Origin of the sequence: Allomuricauda sp. CP2A (genome assembly GCF_001683915.1) — a bacterium.
Lineage (GTDB): Bacteria > Bacteroidota > Bacteroidia > Flavobacteriales > Flavobacteriaceae > Flagellimonas.
In genome coordinates, this window is the sequence record NZ_LXTT01000045.1 from 64,744 (window position 1) to 80,716 (window position 15,973).

The following is a 15,973-nucleotide window of genomic DNA, read 5'->3' on the forward strand; positions in this document are numbered from 1 at the left end:
ACAAATTGAATTAAGCCCCAAAAATACTCATTTTAGGAGAAGCCAAAAACGGGATTTGCGCTAAAAAAGGAAACCTCCAAATTGTGCCTCCCAAAATTGGGGTGAGGTGATGCACAATCAGAGGTTTCCTAAAATGGATGATAAATGTTCCGCTTGTTTACATAATCATTACGGATTTACTCATTCGCTGATCCGCAACGGATATCCGATAAATATATTTTCCTGTGGACAGGCTATCCCGCACACGTTCCCTAATATTGATTTCGGTGGCGCCTTCGAGCATCATTTCATTGAAAACAGTGCCTACTTTCTGTCCCAAAATATTGAAGAGCTCAATATCAACATGGGCGGCAAAAGGCATTTCCAAATGGATATGGGGAGCGCGCTCATTTGGATAATATGGGACGTGCACAATGTTGTTCACCAATTCTGGATCTGGTGGTGTCATTCCATCATCACTTGGCGGTGTTTCCGGGAATGTTGGTGGATCGTTGTCCATGGCAATGTCATCAAATTCTTCACCACTACAGTTAAAGCCTAGATCAATGGCCCTGTATGGATAACCCAACAGGTGCTGTTCAACTGCAGTTCGGGGAACACAAAGCCATTCAGCGAGAACGGTTCCGTAGAGATCCCTAAAATCCATAGTGTATTCCAGGTTACCTCTATTGTTGGGCTCATCAAGGGAAGGGTGGTCACCCACAAAAGCGCTTCCATTTAAACCAGAACCAAAGAAAAGGGTAGGGGCAGCTTTTCCGTGGTCGGTTCCGTTGGAACCATTTTCGAAGATTCTACGGCCAAACTCAGAAAAGGTCATACTCAAGACCTTATCATCTTGTTCGGTACAGGCCAAATCCTCATAAAAGTTGTTGATGGCAATGGATAGGTTGGACATCAATTGCTCGTGAACAATAGGCTGATTGCCGTGTGTGTCAAACCCGCCCATGGAAATCATATAGACTTTGGTTCCGAGCCCCCCTTTGATCAATTTGGCCAAAAGGGACAATTGCCTTGCAAAACCGTTATCCTGATATTCAACGCATCTCAAGGCATCGCCACGCTCATAGGCTTCGTGGATTTTCCCGGCGTACTCATACGTGGTGTTGGCCACACCTCGTAAAAAGCGTAGCTGATCACCGTACATACAATCATCAAACGGTGCTGTTTCAATGTCGTAGAACAATCCTGTTTCTGCAATTTGCTCTAACTGGTCAACATTGTTGGTCACGAAAGCATAATTGGTCTCCTCTCCTTGGAAAACCAAATTGGACAAGTTCCCAATTTGAATGGCAGCCGGGGCTTCCGGTGGATTGATCAAATAATCTGGATAAATGTTTTCAAAGTGCCTACCCATCCAACCTGTGGGTTCACCACTAAAACCAGTGGTATTCAAGTCGGTGTTGGCAAAAATATCGGACCCAGTAAAATGGGACAGACTTTGGTTTTCGTACCCTACGCCGTGGACGGCCTTAAATTGGCCTTCGCCCCAAAGGGGTTCCAAGGAGCTCATGTAGGTGGGAACACCAAAATCATCAGTAAGTTTTAGGACTTTACTTTCTGGAATGTAGATGTTGGGCCTTGCATTGGCATACGTATCATATTGTTGTATTGGGATAACCGTGCTCAATCCGTCATTTCCCCCGGACAATCGAATAAGAATCAATATGTTGTCAGTTTCGGCGGCCGCAATGGCAGCGGTTAGGGGTGAGGGGGCGGAAGCAGAAATAAAATTGCTTCCCAAGAACATGGATCCAGATCCGGCAATGCCCAAAGCTTGGATAAAGGACCGTCTGCTCCAATTTTTATGTTCCAAATCGTGGCCTTTGTGTTCAAGACCTTTATGGGGTGATGTATGGTGGGTGTTGTGATTATCGCACATAATGGTAGGGGTTATTTAAGTTGAAATTCGGGTTCTCTGGACAAGTGACGCAACAGCACATACACTTGGGTAGGTGCTTCCATGCTCACTGCCAGCATCCAAAGGCTCAATCCGCCCGGGATATAATCCGGGGAATAATAATTCTCTGGCACATCATCAATTTTGAAGGCGTCCATGGCCTTTTCAAAATCAGCGTCCGTCAACAGGCCTTTTGGTGTAAACTTGTTCACCAAGGCCCTTACCACTATTTCAGGATTACTGGTATTGCTATCTGCAGCACCTACAGCATCCATGGCCAATGTTCTGAATTGCTCTGGATTTTCCTGGTAAAAACGTTCCAAGAACACTTCAGAGGTCAGCCAACGTCCAATAATGAAATTGGAGTTGATCCACTGGCGATCCCGTTGCCAACCGGCTACATCATACGGGTCAAAAAGTTCCTGTCCTATAAGCCCGGCAGAATCTATCATGTTGATGACAGTGCCGTCATCGTAAGCAAAGCCGGTTTCTTTGACCAAATGTAAATACAGGTCGAAAGGGCTTTTTATGATGACTCCAATTGCGGTTGGGTCAAAAAAGTGTTGGCTCTTCAACAATTGGCGCAATACCGGGGCAATTTCAAAATTGTTGGCGATAAAGGTCTGTGCCATCCCAGCAATAATATCCTGTGCATTGCCACCTTCTTCACCAGATGAATCGGGGTGCACATAATATTCGTACAACTTCATGCAGATGAAACCGGCAATCTCATTGGGCCTTTCGTTGAAAAGAATATCGATGACATCGTCATAGCCCCAATTTCCGGTCTGGCCAAGAATGGTTTTGTTCTCTGTATTAAAGTCCTCAGGGTTAAAGGTTACTTGGGTGCAACCCTCCTCACCTCTTTCGGTATAACCCGAAATTGCCTTTGCTGTTTCTATAATATCTTCTTCCGTGTAACCATTGCCCTCTCCCAAAGTGAAGAGTTCATAAAGTTCACGCGCGTAGTTTTCGTTTGGGTTGTCTCCCCGGTTCCGGACGCCGTCCAAATAATAGAGCATGGCACTGGTAAGGCCAATTTCATGGACAAAGGTCTTAAAGTTTCCGAGGGCATTACGTTGCAGGCAATTGATGTAGTAATACAAAAATTGGTTACAGTTGTACACGTCCAACTCCGTTACAAAGTGGTTGCTCCAAAAGAAGCTCAAGCGATCCCGAACACTGTTGTCCAACAGGGAATTTCCATAGGCCGTGGTGAATTCTTCCAACTGGGCACGCCTTATTTCCCTGGCCAAGTCGTCATCAGCGGGATAATTGGAATCGTTCCAATCTGCCCAAGCTGGGGCTGGAAGAACCGGAGCCGCAAGGGCCTGATCTATTAAGTTGTCTACTAAGGTTCCTGCTGTTTGTCCAACAGCAGCGTTAATGGTCTGTACTGAGGCACTGAAACCAAGCCTCCGATACAAGTGGGCAGCACGTAACTCGTCCAAGGGAGTAGTGTACGGCGCCAACGTTGAGGAATTACAATTAATGAAGTATTCCATAGCAATGTCTGGCGTTAATTAGGAACATAGTTTTGGGGCAACTATATGTTTAGCTAACGTTGGGCGTGGTTCAATTCAGCCAACAAATTACAATCTAAACGCTTTAATCACTGTGAACTACCAAATTTTTCGATGAACTGCACGTTTTTTTCAATAATTTTCCAAACCTATGGGAAAACATAACGAATTTGGTAGGCAAGGGGAGCAGCTTGCTGTGGATTTTTTAGTAAAGCAAGGGTATGAAATATGTACCCGTAATTTCCGCTATCGAAAGGCTGAAATAGACATCATTGCACGACAGGGTGAAATCCTTGCCATTGTTGAGGTAAAGTCAAGAAATACTGGGTTTCTTGAGGAAATGTCGACCACTATCAACCCCAAAAAAAGACAACTTTTGGTCCTGGCAGCCGATCAGTATGTCCAAGAAATGGATTTGGATGTTGAGGTTCGGTTTGACATAATCACCGTCATCAAAAAGGGAACGAATTTTGAAATTGACCATCTGGAAAATGCTTTTTATTTTTTCTAACCATTTGTTTGTTTTGTAACAATATGTTATTTTTGTGCCAAATCAAACCAAACAATAATGAAAACAATTTCTGCAGTAGTTGAGCATTACATTAAAAAGAAGCCATTTTTGCAAACTGCTCTTGCCCAAGGAATTATTAACCTTACCTCATTATCTAGACAAATAAAGCCCGAAATTGCCGATGCATTGGGCAAAGACGTGAAAGACGGGGCCATTGTTATGGCACTCAAACGACTTTCGGACGATTTGGAATTCAGGGCCACCCACAGAATTGTAAAGGTGCTCAAGAATATTGGGGAAATCACGGTACGTTCCAACTTAACGGATTATACCTTTTTGGCCTCAGATACCATTTTACAGCAACAAGCCCGTTTGTTGGAAGAGGTCAATGAAAATCAGGATGTGTTTTACACCTCTTCCCGTGGGGTGAACGAAATCAATATTGTGATCAGCAATATTATGGACAGTGTGGTGGAAAAATACTTCAAACACGAACGCTGCACCCAAAAAGCCGAAGGGTTGTCTTCCATAACCGTGAAATTGCCAGCGGAAAATGTATCGGTTCCGGGGATTTACTACTTTATTTTCCAACGATTGGCCTGGGAAGGCATTGTGCTTTACGAAGTAATTTCAACAACCAACGAGTTTACCATTTTGGTGAACGAGGAACAGGTGGACATTGCCTTTAAGACGATCAAGGACCTTAAATTGTTGTAGTACTCCCTTCTTTCGCAGTGTCTTAAACTAAAATGGCAATAAAACCGTTTTAGAAAAAGACACTTTTGGAAGAATGACCAAAAAAAGAATCTTTTTCGGATTGTTGGCCCTTTTGGTGCTCTATCTGTGCTACTTGGCCTACATTTTTATTCTTTCCCCAAAAACCAACCTGCAATCCATTTACCTTATCCCTAAGGATGCTGTTTTTGTGGTGGAATCTGAACAACCGGTGGAAAGCTGGAAAAAGATCAGTGAAAGTGAGGCCTGGCACCATCTTCAGAAAAACGAGTATTTTGCTGAACTGACCGAGAATATCCAAAAGGTGGATACGGTGTTCCAAAACAACCATAACCTGTTTGAGTTTTTTGATGGACGCTCCCTTTTTATCTCCGTCCATATGATCTCCCAGAAGGATTACGGGATTTTTTATGTGCTTGACCTCAAACGCATTGCCAAGCTGCAATTGCTCAAAAGCTATCTCAATACCCTGCTCAATGAAGATTATGTCCTGAGCAAACGTACCTACCACGACCATGAAATTTTGGAGGTACATGATCGCAAAAGCAAGGAGACCATGCACATGGCCTTCATAAAGAATCAACTGGTGGCCTCCTATACCCATACCTTGGTGGAAGCTTCCATAGATCAGTATCTGGAACCTGTTTTGGGGCGGAACCTCAATTTTATTGAAATCAACCAAAAGGTGGGACACGAAGATCTGTTCCGAATGTATGTGCAGTACAATTATGTTGATGATTACATAAAACGATTCACGGACCAGCCTTCAGATTGGGTGAAACGGGCAAGTGAAAACTTCCTTTTCTCGGGTTTTTATTTTGATTTGGACAAGAACAGCACCTTGGTCGCCAATGGCTTCACCAATATTGGTTCCGTCAATGAAAACTATTTGGAGGCCCTTCAAAAATCAGGAACGGCAGAGCGAACCATTCCCCAAATAGCCCCCAAACGTACCGCACTTTATATCAGTTATGGGTTTGATAGTTTTTCCGAATTCTACAAAAATTTTGAAATGGTCCAGCAAAATGACCCCAAACAATTTGAAAGTTATCAAGCTGGTATTGAAAAGGTAGAAAAATTTCTGAAAATAGATGTGAAGGAAAACTTTGTCAGTTGGATCGGGGATGAAATTGCCCTGTTGCAGATTCAATCCCATATTTCCAAAGGAAAAAATGATATGGCCCTGGTCTTGAAGGCCAACGATTCAGAAAAAGCCCAAACCAATTTGGATTTTGTGCTGGGCCAAATCAGGAAAAAGACCCCCGTAAAGTTCAAGGCGGTCAACTATAAGGAACATGAAATCAATTTTCTGTCCATAAAAGGATTTTTCAAAGTTTTATTGGGGAATCGATTTGAGGAATTTGATAAGCCCTATTTCACCCAAATTCAGGATTATGTCATTTTCAGTGACAACCCCAATACCCTTAAGACCATTATTGATGATTTGGTAGCAGGGGAGACCCTGTCCACTTCCGAAGAATTCAGAAAATTCAATGACCGTTTTGAATCCGAGTCAGCCGTATTTGTTTACAGCAATATTCCCGTGTTGTACGATAATATGTATGCTTTGGCCGATGCTGCCACTAAACAAAAAATGCGAAAGAACAAGGATTTTATCATCTGCTTTCCCCAAGTAGGATTTCAACTCACCCCCGAGGATAATTTGTTTGAAAGCCGGTTGGTCGTCAACTATCAAAATGTGGAGGAGGTAAAAAAGAACGCCCAATTTGAGGAAAAGGATCAAATCCGAAATCCCAATACCCAAAATCCCAATTCAACTGAGATTACGGATGCCGTTTTTGATTTGAAACCCATGTATCCCACAGATCTAAATGCAAAATCATTCCGTAGAAACTATGCCAACGGTTCGCTACGATTTGAAGTGGATTTGAAAGACGGCCTAAAACACGGCCGCTATACGGAATACTATCCGGATGGCACCGAAAAAATCACGGGCCGTTTCCGAAATGATGAGCAAGTGGGTACGTGGCGGTATTACAATCTCGAAGGGAAAATGGTCCTCAAAAAACGATTTTAGCTTTTTTTCAATTCACCCAAAAGGTCGTTTAGATCAAGAGATTTCGTGTACATGTCCAACGAACCATCCTCCTTTTTGGGCCAATTTTCTTGAGGTCTGTCCCAATAAAGTTCCACACCGTTTTCGTCTGGGTCGTTGAGGTACAGTGCCTCAGAAACACCATGATCGGCAGCCCCGGTGAGGGAATATTTTGCTTCCATCAACCGATTGAGAATACTGGCCAGATCCTTTCGGGTGGGGTACACAATGGCCGTATGGAAAAGTCCGGCAGAACGTTGCGGGGCCGGAGGGGCATCTTTACTGTACCAGGTGTTCAATCCAATATGGTGGTGGTAACCACCCGCCGAAATGAAGGCCGCTTGGTCGCCATAAGTTTGGGTGACCTCAAATCCCAGTAGACCGCAATAAAAATCCAAGGCACGTTGTAGATTAGCGACTTTCAGGTGCACATGGCCAATTTTGGTCTGCGAAGGGATGGTATATTCAGGAGTTTTGTCCATGGTTTGAAGATTAAAATACAAAGGTAGCCATTGGAACCGTTTCAAGAACAATTGTTAACTTGGGGCAATTTTTAAGTCAACCCTCAACATGAAACCATCATTTCCACTTTGTGCGCTTCTTTTTTTGGGCATCCTAAACACCGTATCTGCCCAAGACATTTATTTTCCTGAGCGCAATGAAACTTGGAAGGTCGCTGGGAATAATCAATTTAAACATGATGCAAAGCAATTGGCCGAAGCAGTGGATTTTGCCCATGCCAATGAATATTCCGGTTCCAGAGATCTTCGGGTTGCCATTTTGGAAGGATTCAAACAAGAGCCATTTCATAAGATTTTGGGACCCACCAAAAAAAGGGGAGGCCCTGCGGGCATGATTTTGAAAAACGGTCATGTGATGGCCTCTTGGGGCGACACCAAACGGGTAGACATGACCTTTAGCGTCACTAAAAGTTTTCTCTCCACCGTGGCGGGATTGGCGGAAGATCAAGGGTTGATTGTGGACACCAAGGACAAAGTCGGGGACTATATTTGGGACGGCACTTTTGATGGGGAACACAACGCCAAGATCACTTGGGAGCATCTGTTGCAACAGAATTCCGATTGGTCCGGTGAACTTTGGGGTGGTAAGGATTGGGCGGACCGTCCGCCAAGTGAAGGGGGTTTGGACGATTGGAAATTCCGAAAACTTAACGAACCCGGAACAGTGATGGAGTACAACGATGTGCGTGTGAACGTGCTGGCTTATGCACTCACTCATGTGTGGCGAAAACCTGTTCCACTGGTGCTGAAAGAACAACTGATGGACAAGATCGGGGCCACCACTACTTGGCGTTGGTTTGGCTACGAAGACGCTTGGACGGTAATCGATGGAATACAAATGAAATCGGTAACAGGTGGTGGTCACTCGGGAGCAGGACTTTTCATTTCCACGGAGGATATGGCCCGTTTTGGAATGCTGTTTTTGAACAATGGACAATGGGATGGCCAACGGTTGATCAGTGCCGACTGGATCAAAAAGGCCACTGCACCTTCGGTGCCCAATATGAACTATGGCTATATGTGGTGGTTGAACGAAAAAGGGCCCCGACATTGGGAAGGGGTGCCCAAGCATGTGTTCTATGCCGCAGGTTTTGGGGGCAACTTTATAGTTGTCGACCAAAAAAATGGATTGCTCATCGTGACCCGCTGGCTGGAACCTTCACAAATTGGGGAGTTTGTGAAGCAGGTGTATGAGGCTTTTTAATTACGACTGTCATTCCTTGCTTTTAGCTACTGTTTTATATCGAAAACAGGTCAGACTTTTTAAAAAATTCTTTTCATTTCTTTACATCATTTACTGGAAGGTTGACCCAAAAGGTCTTTACTTTATTGGTGTCATGATGTTCTATTTAATTTTTGTCACATAAGATTTCATTTCCTTGATTTTCGGATTTTTAAACCCACTTAATGTATACACATCGCAAAAAGCAAATTTGGACGGTTTGCCATTTTGGTCAAGGGCTTCAATAATGCCATTTACGGCAGCCGTGTTTCCATGGGTGATGATTTCGTCCAGTTCAAGGCCAGACTCAGATTGGACCATGGACTCAATTTCTTTTTTGAATGCTTCCAAACCATTAATGGTTTTATCACCAAACATGGTCCATTTAATGTCTTCTGTTACATTTTCCAGAATAAATGAAATATCTCCTTGAGCGAAAGCCTCATTGAATTTCTTTAAAAATTTCCCTTTTTCTGTCATGGGAATCAATTATTTACGGTTGTTCAAATATACAGGAGACAAAAAATTGTGCGCATGTGCAATAACGACAATCCCACGGGTCGATTGCGACACATTTTTATTTAAAACCGAACGAAGTAAGTGTGAGAAATCAATTTATTGGGACGGTGCCAATTCATAGGAAAAGGGTTCCAACACCTTCAACGCCTTGTCCACACTGGTAATTCGGTCAAACGTCAACAGCAACCGTAACCCGCTCCGGGTCTGTTTTTCCTTGAGCCTGACCTTTTGGGGGTGGCTCTGTACATATTGCAGCACTTGGGTAAACACAGGGCTTTGGTAAAAGGTGGACTGTTGGTCGGCAATAAAGTATCCGATGAACTTCCCTTTTTTCAAGATCACTTTTTCCAAGCCAATATGCGTCGCAATCCATTTGATCCGAACAGAATTGAGCAAATCCACCGCTTGGGTGGGCAGTTCGCCAAAACGGTCGACCAGTTCGGCCTCGAATTTTTGTAAGCCTTCCTCATCCTTCACCTCATTGAGTTGGGTGTAGAGGTTCAACCGCTCCGTGATATTGTTAATGTAATCGTCAGGGAAGAGCAATTCAAAATCGGTGTCCAGTTGCATTTCCTTCACATACACTTTTTCCTTGTGGCCCTCCACTTCTTCGTACAGTTCCTTGAACTCATTTTCCTTGAGCTCCTCAATGGCTTCTGCTAGTATTTTTTGGTAGGTCTCAAACCCGATCTCGTTGATGAACCCGCTCTGTTCCCCGCCCAAAAGATCACCGGCACCACGGATTTCAAGATCCTTCATGGCAATGCTGAAGCCACTCCCCAAATCGGTAAATTGTTCCAAGGCTTCGATACGTTTTCGGGCATCCGGGGTCATCACTTCGTAGGGCGGGGTAATGAAATAGCAAAAGGCCTTTTTGTTGCTCCGACCTACACGACCGCGCATCTGGTGCAGGTCGCTCAATCCAAAATTATTGGCATTATGGATGAAAATGGTGTTCGCATTGGTCACGTCAAGCCCACTTTCCACGATGGTGGTGGAGACCAGTACATCAAACTCCCCGTTCATAAAGGCGAGCATGAGCTGTTCCAGTTTTTTGCCCTCCATTTGCCCGTGACCGATTCCGATCTTGGCATCGGGGACCAGACGTTGGAGCATTCCGGCCACTTCCTTGATGTTCTCAATACGGTTATGGATGAAGAATATTTGGCCTCCCCGTTGGATCTCATAGGAAATGGCATCGCGGATGATTTCTTCATTAAAACCAATCACCTGGCTCTCGATGGGGTAGCGATTGGGTGGTGGGGTGTTGATCACGGAAAGGTCGCGGGCCGCCATCAAACTGAATTGGAGTGTTCTCGGAATAGGAGTGGCGGTCAAGGTGAGCACATCCACATTTTCCTTGATGGAGCGTAGCTTCTCCTTTACTGAAACCCCAAATTTTTGCTCTTCGTCCACAATGAGCAACCCCAAATCCTTGAACTTTACATTTTTGTTGACCAATTGATGGGTGCCGATGATGATATCGACCTTTCCATTGGCCAAATTTTCCAAGGTCTCCCTTTTTTCCTTGGCCGTTCTGAAACGATTGAGATAATCAACCGTTACCGGCATATCCTTGAGACGTTCCGAAAAAGTACGGTGGTGCTGAAAGGCCAGAATGGTGGTCGGCACCAGAATGGCCACCTGTTTGCCATTGTCCACCGCCTTGAAAGCGGCGCGGATGGCCACCTCGGTCTTTCCAAAGCCAACATCACCGCAGATGAGCCGGTCCATGGGGCGTTCGCTCTCCATGTCCCTTTTCACATCCTGAGTGCTTTTTTCCTGATCGGGCGTGTCCTCGTAGAGAAAAGAGGCTTCCAGTTCATACTGTAAATAACTGTCGGGTGCATATTGGAATCCCTTTTCCAACCGTCGTTTTGCATAAACTTGGATGAGGTCGAAAGCGATTTTCTTGACACGGCTTTTGGTCTTTTGTTTCAGGTTTTTCCAAGCTGCCGAACCCAGTTTGTAGATCTTGGGAGGGGCACTGTCCTTGCCGTTGTACTTGGAGATTTTGTGGAGCGAGTGGATGCTGACATACAAAATATCCCGGTCCCCATAAATCAATTTGATGGCCTCCTGTTGCTTCCCTTCCACATCTATTTTTTGAAGCCCTCCAAACTTTCCGATGCCATGGTCGATATGGGTCACGTAGTCCCCAATTTCCAGTTTGTTGAGTTCCTTGAGGGTGATCGCCTGTTTTTTGGCATAGCCATTTTTTAGATGGAACTTGTGGTATCGCTCAAAGATTTGATGGTCCGTGTAGCAGGCCAATTTCAGGTCCAGGTCGATGAAACCTTGAAAGAGTGGAAAAACCACAGTTTGATAATGGACAGTTTGGTCCACTTCCTCAAAAATATCGTGGAAACGTTTGGCCTGTTGTTCCGTGGAACAGAAAATATAATTAGTGAACCCTGCATCCCGATTCTCGTTCAGGTTTTCAATGAGCAGGTCAAACTTTTTGTTGAAAGCGGGTTGCGGTTTGGTGTTAAATTGAATAATGTCACTTCGACTCCGCTCAGTGACCATATTACTTGAATTTTGGGGGCTGAGCGGAGCCGAAGCTGCAATCTCCACACATAAAAAATCCTCCAACTGCTCTTTCAATAAAGCGGAATCCACAAAGAGTTCCTTGGGCTCGGCATGCTTGATTTCCTTGCTGAGCTTGGTAAAACTTTCTTCAGCCTTGGAAAAGAACGAATCAATACGGTCATAGATCAAGGCCGGATTTTTGGCAAAGACCACCGTTTTGGGCGAAATGTATTTCAGAAAACTTTCCCGACTTTCCTGCAAGAACTTATTCTCCACATTGGGGATAATGGTGATCTTCTTCACCTTGTCCGTGGAAAGTTGGGTTTCCACATCAAATGTTCGAATACTGTTCACTTCGTCCCCAAAAAACTCGATGCGATAGGGTTCGTCATGCGAAAAAGAGAAAACATCCACAATACCACCCCGCACCGAAAATTCCCCAGGTTCGGTGACAAAATCCACCCGTTTGAACTGGTATTCAAAAAGGACTTCGTTCAAAAAATCCAATGAAAGGGTATCCTCCAGTTTTATTTTGAGCGTGTTCTTGTCGAGTTCCTTTCGGGTGACCACCTTTTCAAAAAGCGCATCGGGGTAGGTGACAATGACCGCTGGCTTTTTCCTTGAGTTGATGCGGTTCAACACCTCGGCACGCAACAGCACATTGGCATTGTCCGTTTCTTCGATTTGGTAGGGTCTTCGGTAACTTCCGGGATAGAAAAGCACATCGTTCTCGCCGATGAGCTGTTCCAAATCGTTCAGATGATAGGCTGCTTCCTCCTTATCGTTCAATATCAATAGAAAAGGGGCATCAGCCGACTTGAAAGCCTCTGAAACCACAAAGGAAAGGGAAGAACCGACCAGGCCTTTAAGATTGATTTTGGCATTGTCATTAGGCGATCGGGCAATAGCATCCCGCAGTTTCCCAAGTGGGGGAGACTGTGCAAAGAGCTGCAAAATGGACGATTGGGTCAATCCAAAAAATTTGTGGCAAATATAAAATGAAATGTTTTTAGGAAGAGCATTTTTTGAGTTTTCTCATTCCCTTTTTAATATTGATTTTATCAAACGTCATTCCGTGCGATTGTTGAGCGAAGTCGAAACACGACACGGAATCCCATTATAAATGATTGAGATGCTGAAACACCCTGCCTGCAGCCGGCAGGAGTTCAGCATGACTATCAGATTTGAAACTGAGATATCTAAACCTTTACTACGGTATCTTCCACAATGGCATAGACCTCATCATGCTTTGAAGGTTCCATGGTATAGGTTCCGGTAAACTCCCCAAAAGCGGGCAGGATCAACTGGTTTTTGCTCCTAAAAAAGCAAGGAAGACGAAGTTTTTGCCGTCCAGACCCATGCAATTTCACTGCCGGATGAATGTGTCCGCAAAACGTAAAGAGGTCCTCGCGCTCCTCTGGATGATGGGTCAGTAAAAAACCGTCGATGATGAGTTCCGGGAAAATCTCGATCTTGAGCTGTGCATACTTTTCGGGGTCGATGATGTCGTGGTTGCCTGCCACCAAAATAATCTCGGCGGGGGTTTTGCCCACCCAATTTTCGAACAATTCCCATTCCTTGTTCAGGGAAGAGTGGAACAGATCACCCAAAAAACAGATTTGAAAGGGTTGAAAATCGGACACGATTTTATCGAGCAGGACGTAATTTTTATGAATGGCCTTTCGGGGAACGGCAGCACCAAATTTTCGAAAATGGGATACCTTGCCCAAGTGTACATCACTTATCAACAGCATGGACCTTTCAACCCATAAAAGGCCACCTAAGGGATGGAGTTGAAATTTTTGATCTTGTATGTGGATGGTCTCACTCACCATATTTAGTTCTTCCAAATTTAATATTATTGTCATTCCGTGCTCGACACGGAATCTCATTTTGTGAGATGCTGAAACAAGTTCAGCATGACATATCCCTTGTCTTTTTCAATCATCATTACACTCCTCATTTCGAAATGACATGCTCATGCTCATCTGTTTAGTTTTGCAGTCATCCGTTTAATCCTGTCCGCCAATTTCTCATTGGACAGTTTTTCCCGCAGCCTATCGGTGATGATGGGAAACGAAAAGGGAGTGGGCTGCGTACACTGTTTCCAGACAATTTCCTGTTGAGCAATTCGTTCCAAGGCCAGTCGCAACCGACCTTCCTCCAATTGGTGCTCAAAGGTTTCGGTAAAAGCCTGTTGGTAGAGCAGGTTATCGTCCTCAAAATCCTTGAACACATCAAACAACAATTCCGAACTGCTTTGCAGGTGCTTCATTTTCACCCCTTTTTCGGGATAGCCCGTGAACACCATGCCACTGATCACCGCAATATCCCTGAATTTTCGCCTGGCCATTTCGTTGGAGTTCAAACTTTTTTGAAGATCGGACAACATGAATTCCGGTGTAAAAAGGTTGTTGTCCAAAATGGCCTGAATGTCGATGGGCTTATCCGAAAGCAACTCAAATCCATAGTCGTTGAAGGCAAGCGAACAGGTGATGGGGGTCAACAAACTGATGCGATAGGCCAATAGACTGCTCATTCCTTCATGAATGGCTCTGCCTTCAAAGGGATAAAAGATATGATGATGACCGTCGTTGGTCCCAAAAGTCTCGATAAGGAATTGGTGGGGTAGGGGCACCATACTCTCTTCCTGTTGCTTTGCAAACATGGGGGCGAGGGACTGAATTTCTTTGGATTGTTCGTTTAAAGGCAGTTCAGCGGTGTAGAGTTCTTGCCGGAGCAGTTCGGACATTTTTGCCGAAAAACTGAGTCGGCCACCCATCCAACTGGGCACTTTATTGGTGCGTTTGGAGGAATTCCGCACATGGGCGGACATCCCTTTTATCCGAATAAATTCCAAATTCCTTCCCGCAAAGGTGAACACATCCCCCGGACTCAGTTTGGAGATAAAATATTCCTCAATGGAACCGATATACCCTCCTTTTTGGTAGCGAACCGAAATGGTGGCATCGCCCACAATGGTCCCGATCTGGAATCGGTGCCGCATGGCTACCATCCGGCTGTTCACTTTGAACCTGCCATCTTCCTCCACCTCCACTTTTTTGTACTCGTCATACGTTTTCAGGCTTTGACTGCCCATCACCAAAAAATTCAGCAACCATTGCCATTGCTCATCAGTGATGGCTTGGTAACAGAAGGTCTGTTTGATTTCTGGATAGATTTCATCAGGAAAAAATCCATCGGAAACTGCCAAGGTCGTCAGGTATTGAATGAGTACATCAAAGCTGTTCAGGTAGGGAATGCGGTCTTCCACAGCACTGTTCAAAACCGCCTTTTGCATGGCCGAAGCCTCAATGAGTTCCATGGCATGGGTGGGCAAAAAATAGATGACACTTTCCTTTCCAGGTCGATGCCCGCTACGCCCAGCGCGTTGTAAAAAACGGGCCACGCCCTTGGGCCCACCAATCTGGATCACGGTTTCCACTGGGGCAAAATCCACCCCCAAATCCAAGCTGGAGGTGCAGACCACAGCCTTTAGACTTTCATTGCGGATGGCCTGCTCTACCCACAATCGGGTCTCTTTGTTGATACTGCCATGGTGCATGGCCATTTCTCCGGCAAACTCGGGATATTTTTCAAGAATTTTTTGGAACCAGATTTCACATTGACTTCGGGTGTTGGTGAAGAGCAATGTGGTCTTACTGTTGATGATGATGGGCACCACTTCGTCCAAAAGATGTAACCCTAAATGGCCACGCCACGGAAAGGTTTCCATTTCTTTGGGAATGATACTCCTGACGGTGATTTTTTTACTGAGCTTGGCTTTGATCAAGACCGAGTTCTCCAGTTCTTTGGAGGTTGGTCCCAAAAGTACTTCCCTTGCCTGTCCCAAATTACCAATGGTGGCCGATATGCCCCAAATCCGAAGATTTTTGCAAACGGTTTTCAATCGGGACAGGCCCAGTTCCATCTGAACCCCACGTTTTGTCCCCAAAAGCTCGTGCCACTCGTCCACAACAATGGCAGAGCAGTCCTTAAAGAGCTTGGCATATCCTTTTGAGGAAAGCAATAATTGCAGGCTTTCCGGAGTGGTGATCAAAAGGTCAGGCATGGTGGTTTTCTGTCTGGCCCTTTCTTTCGTGGAAGTGTCACCCGTTCGGATGCCCACCGTCATTTGGGTTTCCAAATCTTGCGTAATGCGCTCTGCGGATTGTTTGATTTCCTGTGAAAGTGCCCGAAGCGGAGTGATCCAAATGGCTTTCAGTCCCTTTTTGTGCTTGGCTTTGTAGTTGGGGTGGTTTTTGATGTAATTTAAAACTATTGGAAACCATAGCGCATAGGTCTTTCCGCTGCCGGTCGGAGCGTTCAAAAGCCCATGTTTTCCATCCAAAAAAGCATTCCAAGTCTCTTTTTGAAAAGGAAAGGGCTCCCAATTTTGTTCATGGAACCATTTTTCGGCAATATGGAACAGTTTGGAATCTTGCAGGGCCTTTTTT

11 protein-coding genes are annotated in these 15,973 nt (G+C 44.9%); 4 read left to right on the forward strand and 7 right to left on the reverse strand.

Going from position 1 to position 15,973, the window contains the following annotated elements; all coding sequences use genetic code 11:
• Positions 1-157 precede the first annotated feature (157 nt).
• Together A7D14_RS06135 and A7D14_RS06140 are read right to left on the reverse strand one after the other, a co-directional pair.
• Positions 158-1,879, reverse strand: coding sequence for a DUF1501 domain-containing protein (locus tag A7D14_RS06135; protein ID WP_067031488.1), 1,722 nt, complete (start codon positions 1,877-1,879; stop codon positions 158-160).
• A gap of 11 nt (positions 1,880-1,890) precedes the next feature.
• Positions 1,891-3,402 carry a DUF1800 family protein gene (locus A7D14_RS06140; RefSeq protein WP_067031491.1) on the reverse strand — a complete coding sequence of 504 codons (1,512 nt, stop codon included), beginning with the start codon at positions 3,400-3,402 and terminating at the stop codon, positions 1,891-1,893.
• A 169-nt stretch (positions 3,403-3,571) separates the two neighbouring features.
• Here A7D14_RS06140 and A7D14_RS06145 point away from each other — a divergent pair, with 169 nt between their 5' ends.
• The 3 genes from A7D14_RS06145 to A7D14_RS06155 all read left to right on the forward strand — a co-directional run bounded on the left by A7D14_RS06145 (position 3,572) and on the right by A7D14_RS06155 (position 6,704).
• Positions 3,572-3,931, forward strand: coding sequence for a YraN family protein (locus A7D14_RS06145; protein ID WP_067031493.1), 360 nt, complete (start codon positions 3,572-3,574; stop codon positions 3,929-3,931).
• A gap of 57 nt (positions 3,932-3,988) precedes the next feature.
• On the forward strand, positions 3,989-4,648 hold the full coding sequence (locus tag A7D14_RS06150) for an aspartate kinase (RefSeq protein WP_067031495.1): 660 nt from the start codon (positions 3,989-3,991) through the stop codon (positions 4,646-4,648).
• A gap of 73 nt (positions 4,649-4,721) precedes the next feature.
• Positions 4,722-6,704, forward strand: a complete 1,983-nt coding sequence (locus A7D14_RS06155; protein ID WP_067031498.1) for a DUF3352 domain-containing protein — start codon at positions 4,722-4,724, stop codon at positions 6,702-6,704.
• Here the strand turns inward: A7D14_RS06155 and A7D14_RS06160 are convergent.
• Positions 6,701-7,204, reverse strand: a complete 504-nt coding sequence (locus A7D14_RS06160) for a VOC family protein (protein WP_067031501.1) — start codon at positions 7,202-7,204, stop codon at positions 6,701-6,703. The genes A7D14_RS06155 and A7D14_RS06160 overlap by 4 nt on opposite strands.
• An 88-nt stretch (positions 7,205-7,292) precedes the next feature.
• Between A7D14_RS06160 and A7D14_RS06165 the strand changes: the two genes are divergently transcribed.
• Positions 7,293-8,447, forward strand: coding sequence for a serine hydrolase domain-containing protein (locus tag A7D14_RS06165; protein WP_067031504.1), 1,155 nt, complete (start codon positions 7,293-7,295; stop codon positions 8,445-8,447).
• Positions 8,448-8,588: 141 nt separating this feature from the next.
• On the opposite strand, the gene A7D14_RS06170 is transcribed toward A7D14_RS06165, so the two are convergent.
• The 4 genes from A7D14_RS06170 to A7D14_RS06185 form a co-directional block, all read right to left on the reverse strand.
• A complete protein-coding gene (locus A7D14_RS06170) occupies positions 8,589-8,945 on the reverse strand; it encodes a nuclear transport factor 2 family protein (protein WP_067031507.1) in 357 nt (118 codons plus the stop codon).
• 135 nt (positions 8,946-9,080) lie between these two features.
• The gene (mfd, locus tag A7D14_RS06175) at positions 9,081-12,488 is read right to left on the reverse strand and encodes a transcription-repair coupling factor (protein WP_067031510.1); all 3,408 of its coding nucleotides are present in this window, start codon (positions 12,486-12,488) and stop codon (positions 9,081-9,083) included.
• A gap of 227 nt (positions 12,489-12,715) precedes the next feature.
• Entirely contained in the window at positions 12,716-13,348 is a 633-nt protein-coding gene (gene pdeM / locus A7D14_RS06180; protein WP_067031627.1) for a ligase-associated DNA damage response endonuclease PdeM, read from the reverse strand.
• 152 nt (positions 13,349-13,500) lie between these two features.
• Entirely contained in the window at positions 13,501-15,963 is a 2,463-nt protein-coding gene (locus A7D14_RS06185; protein WP_067031513.1) for a ligase-associated DNA damage response DEXH box helicase, read from the reverse strand.
• Positions 15,964-15,973: the final 10 nt, after the last annotated feature.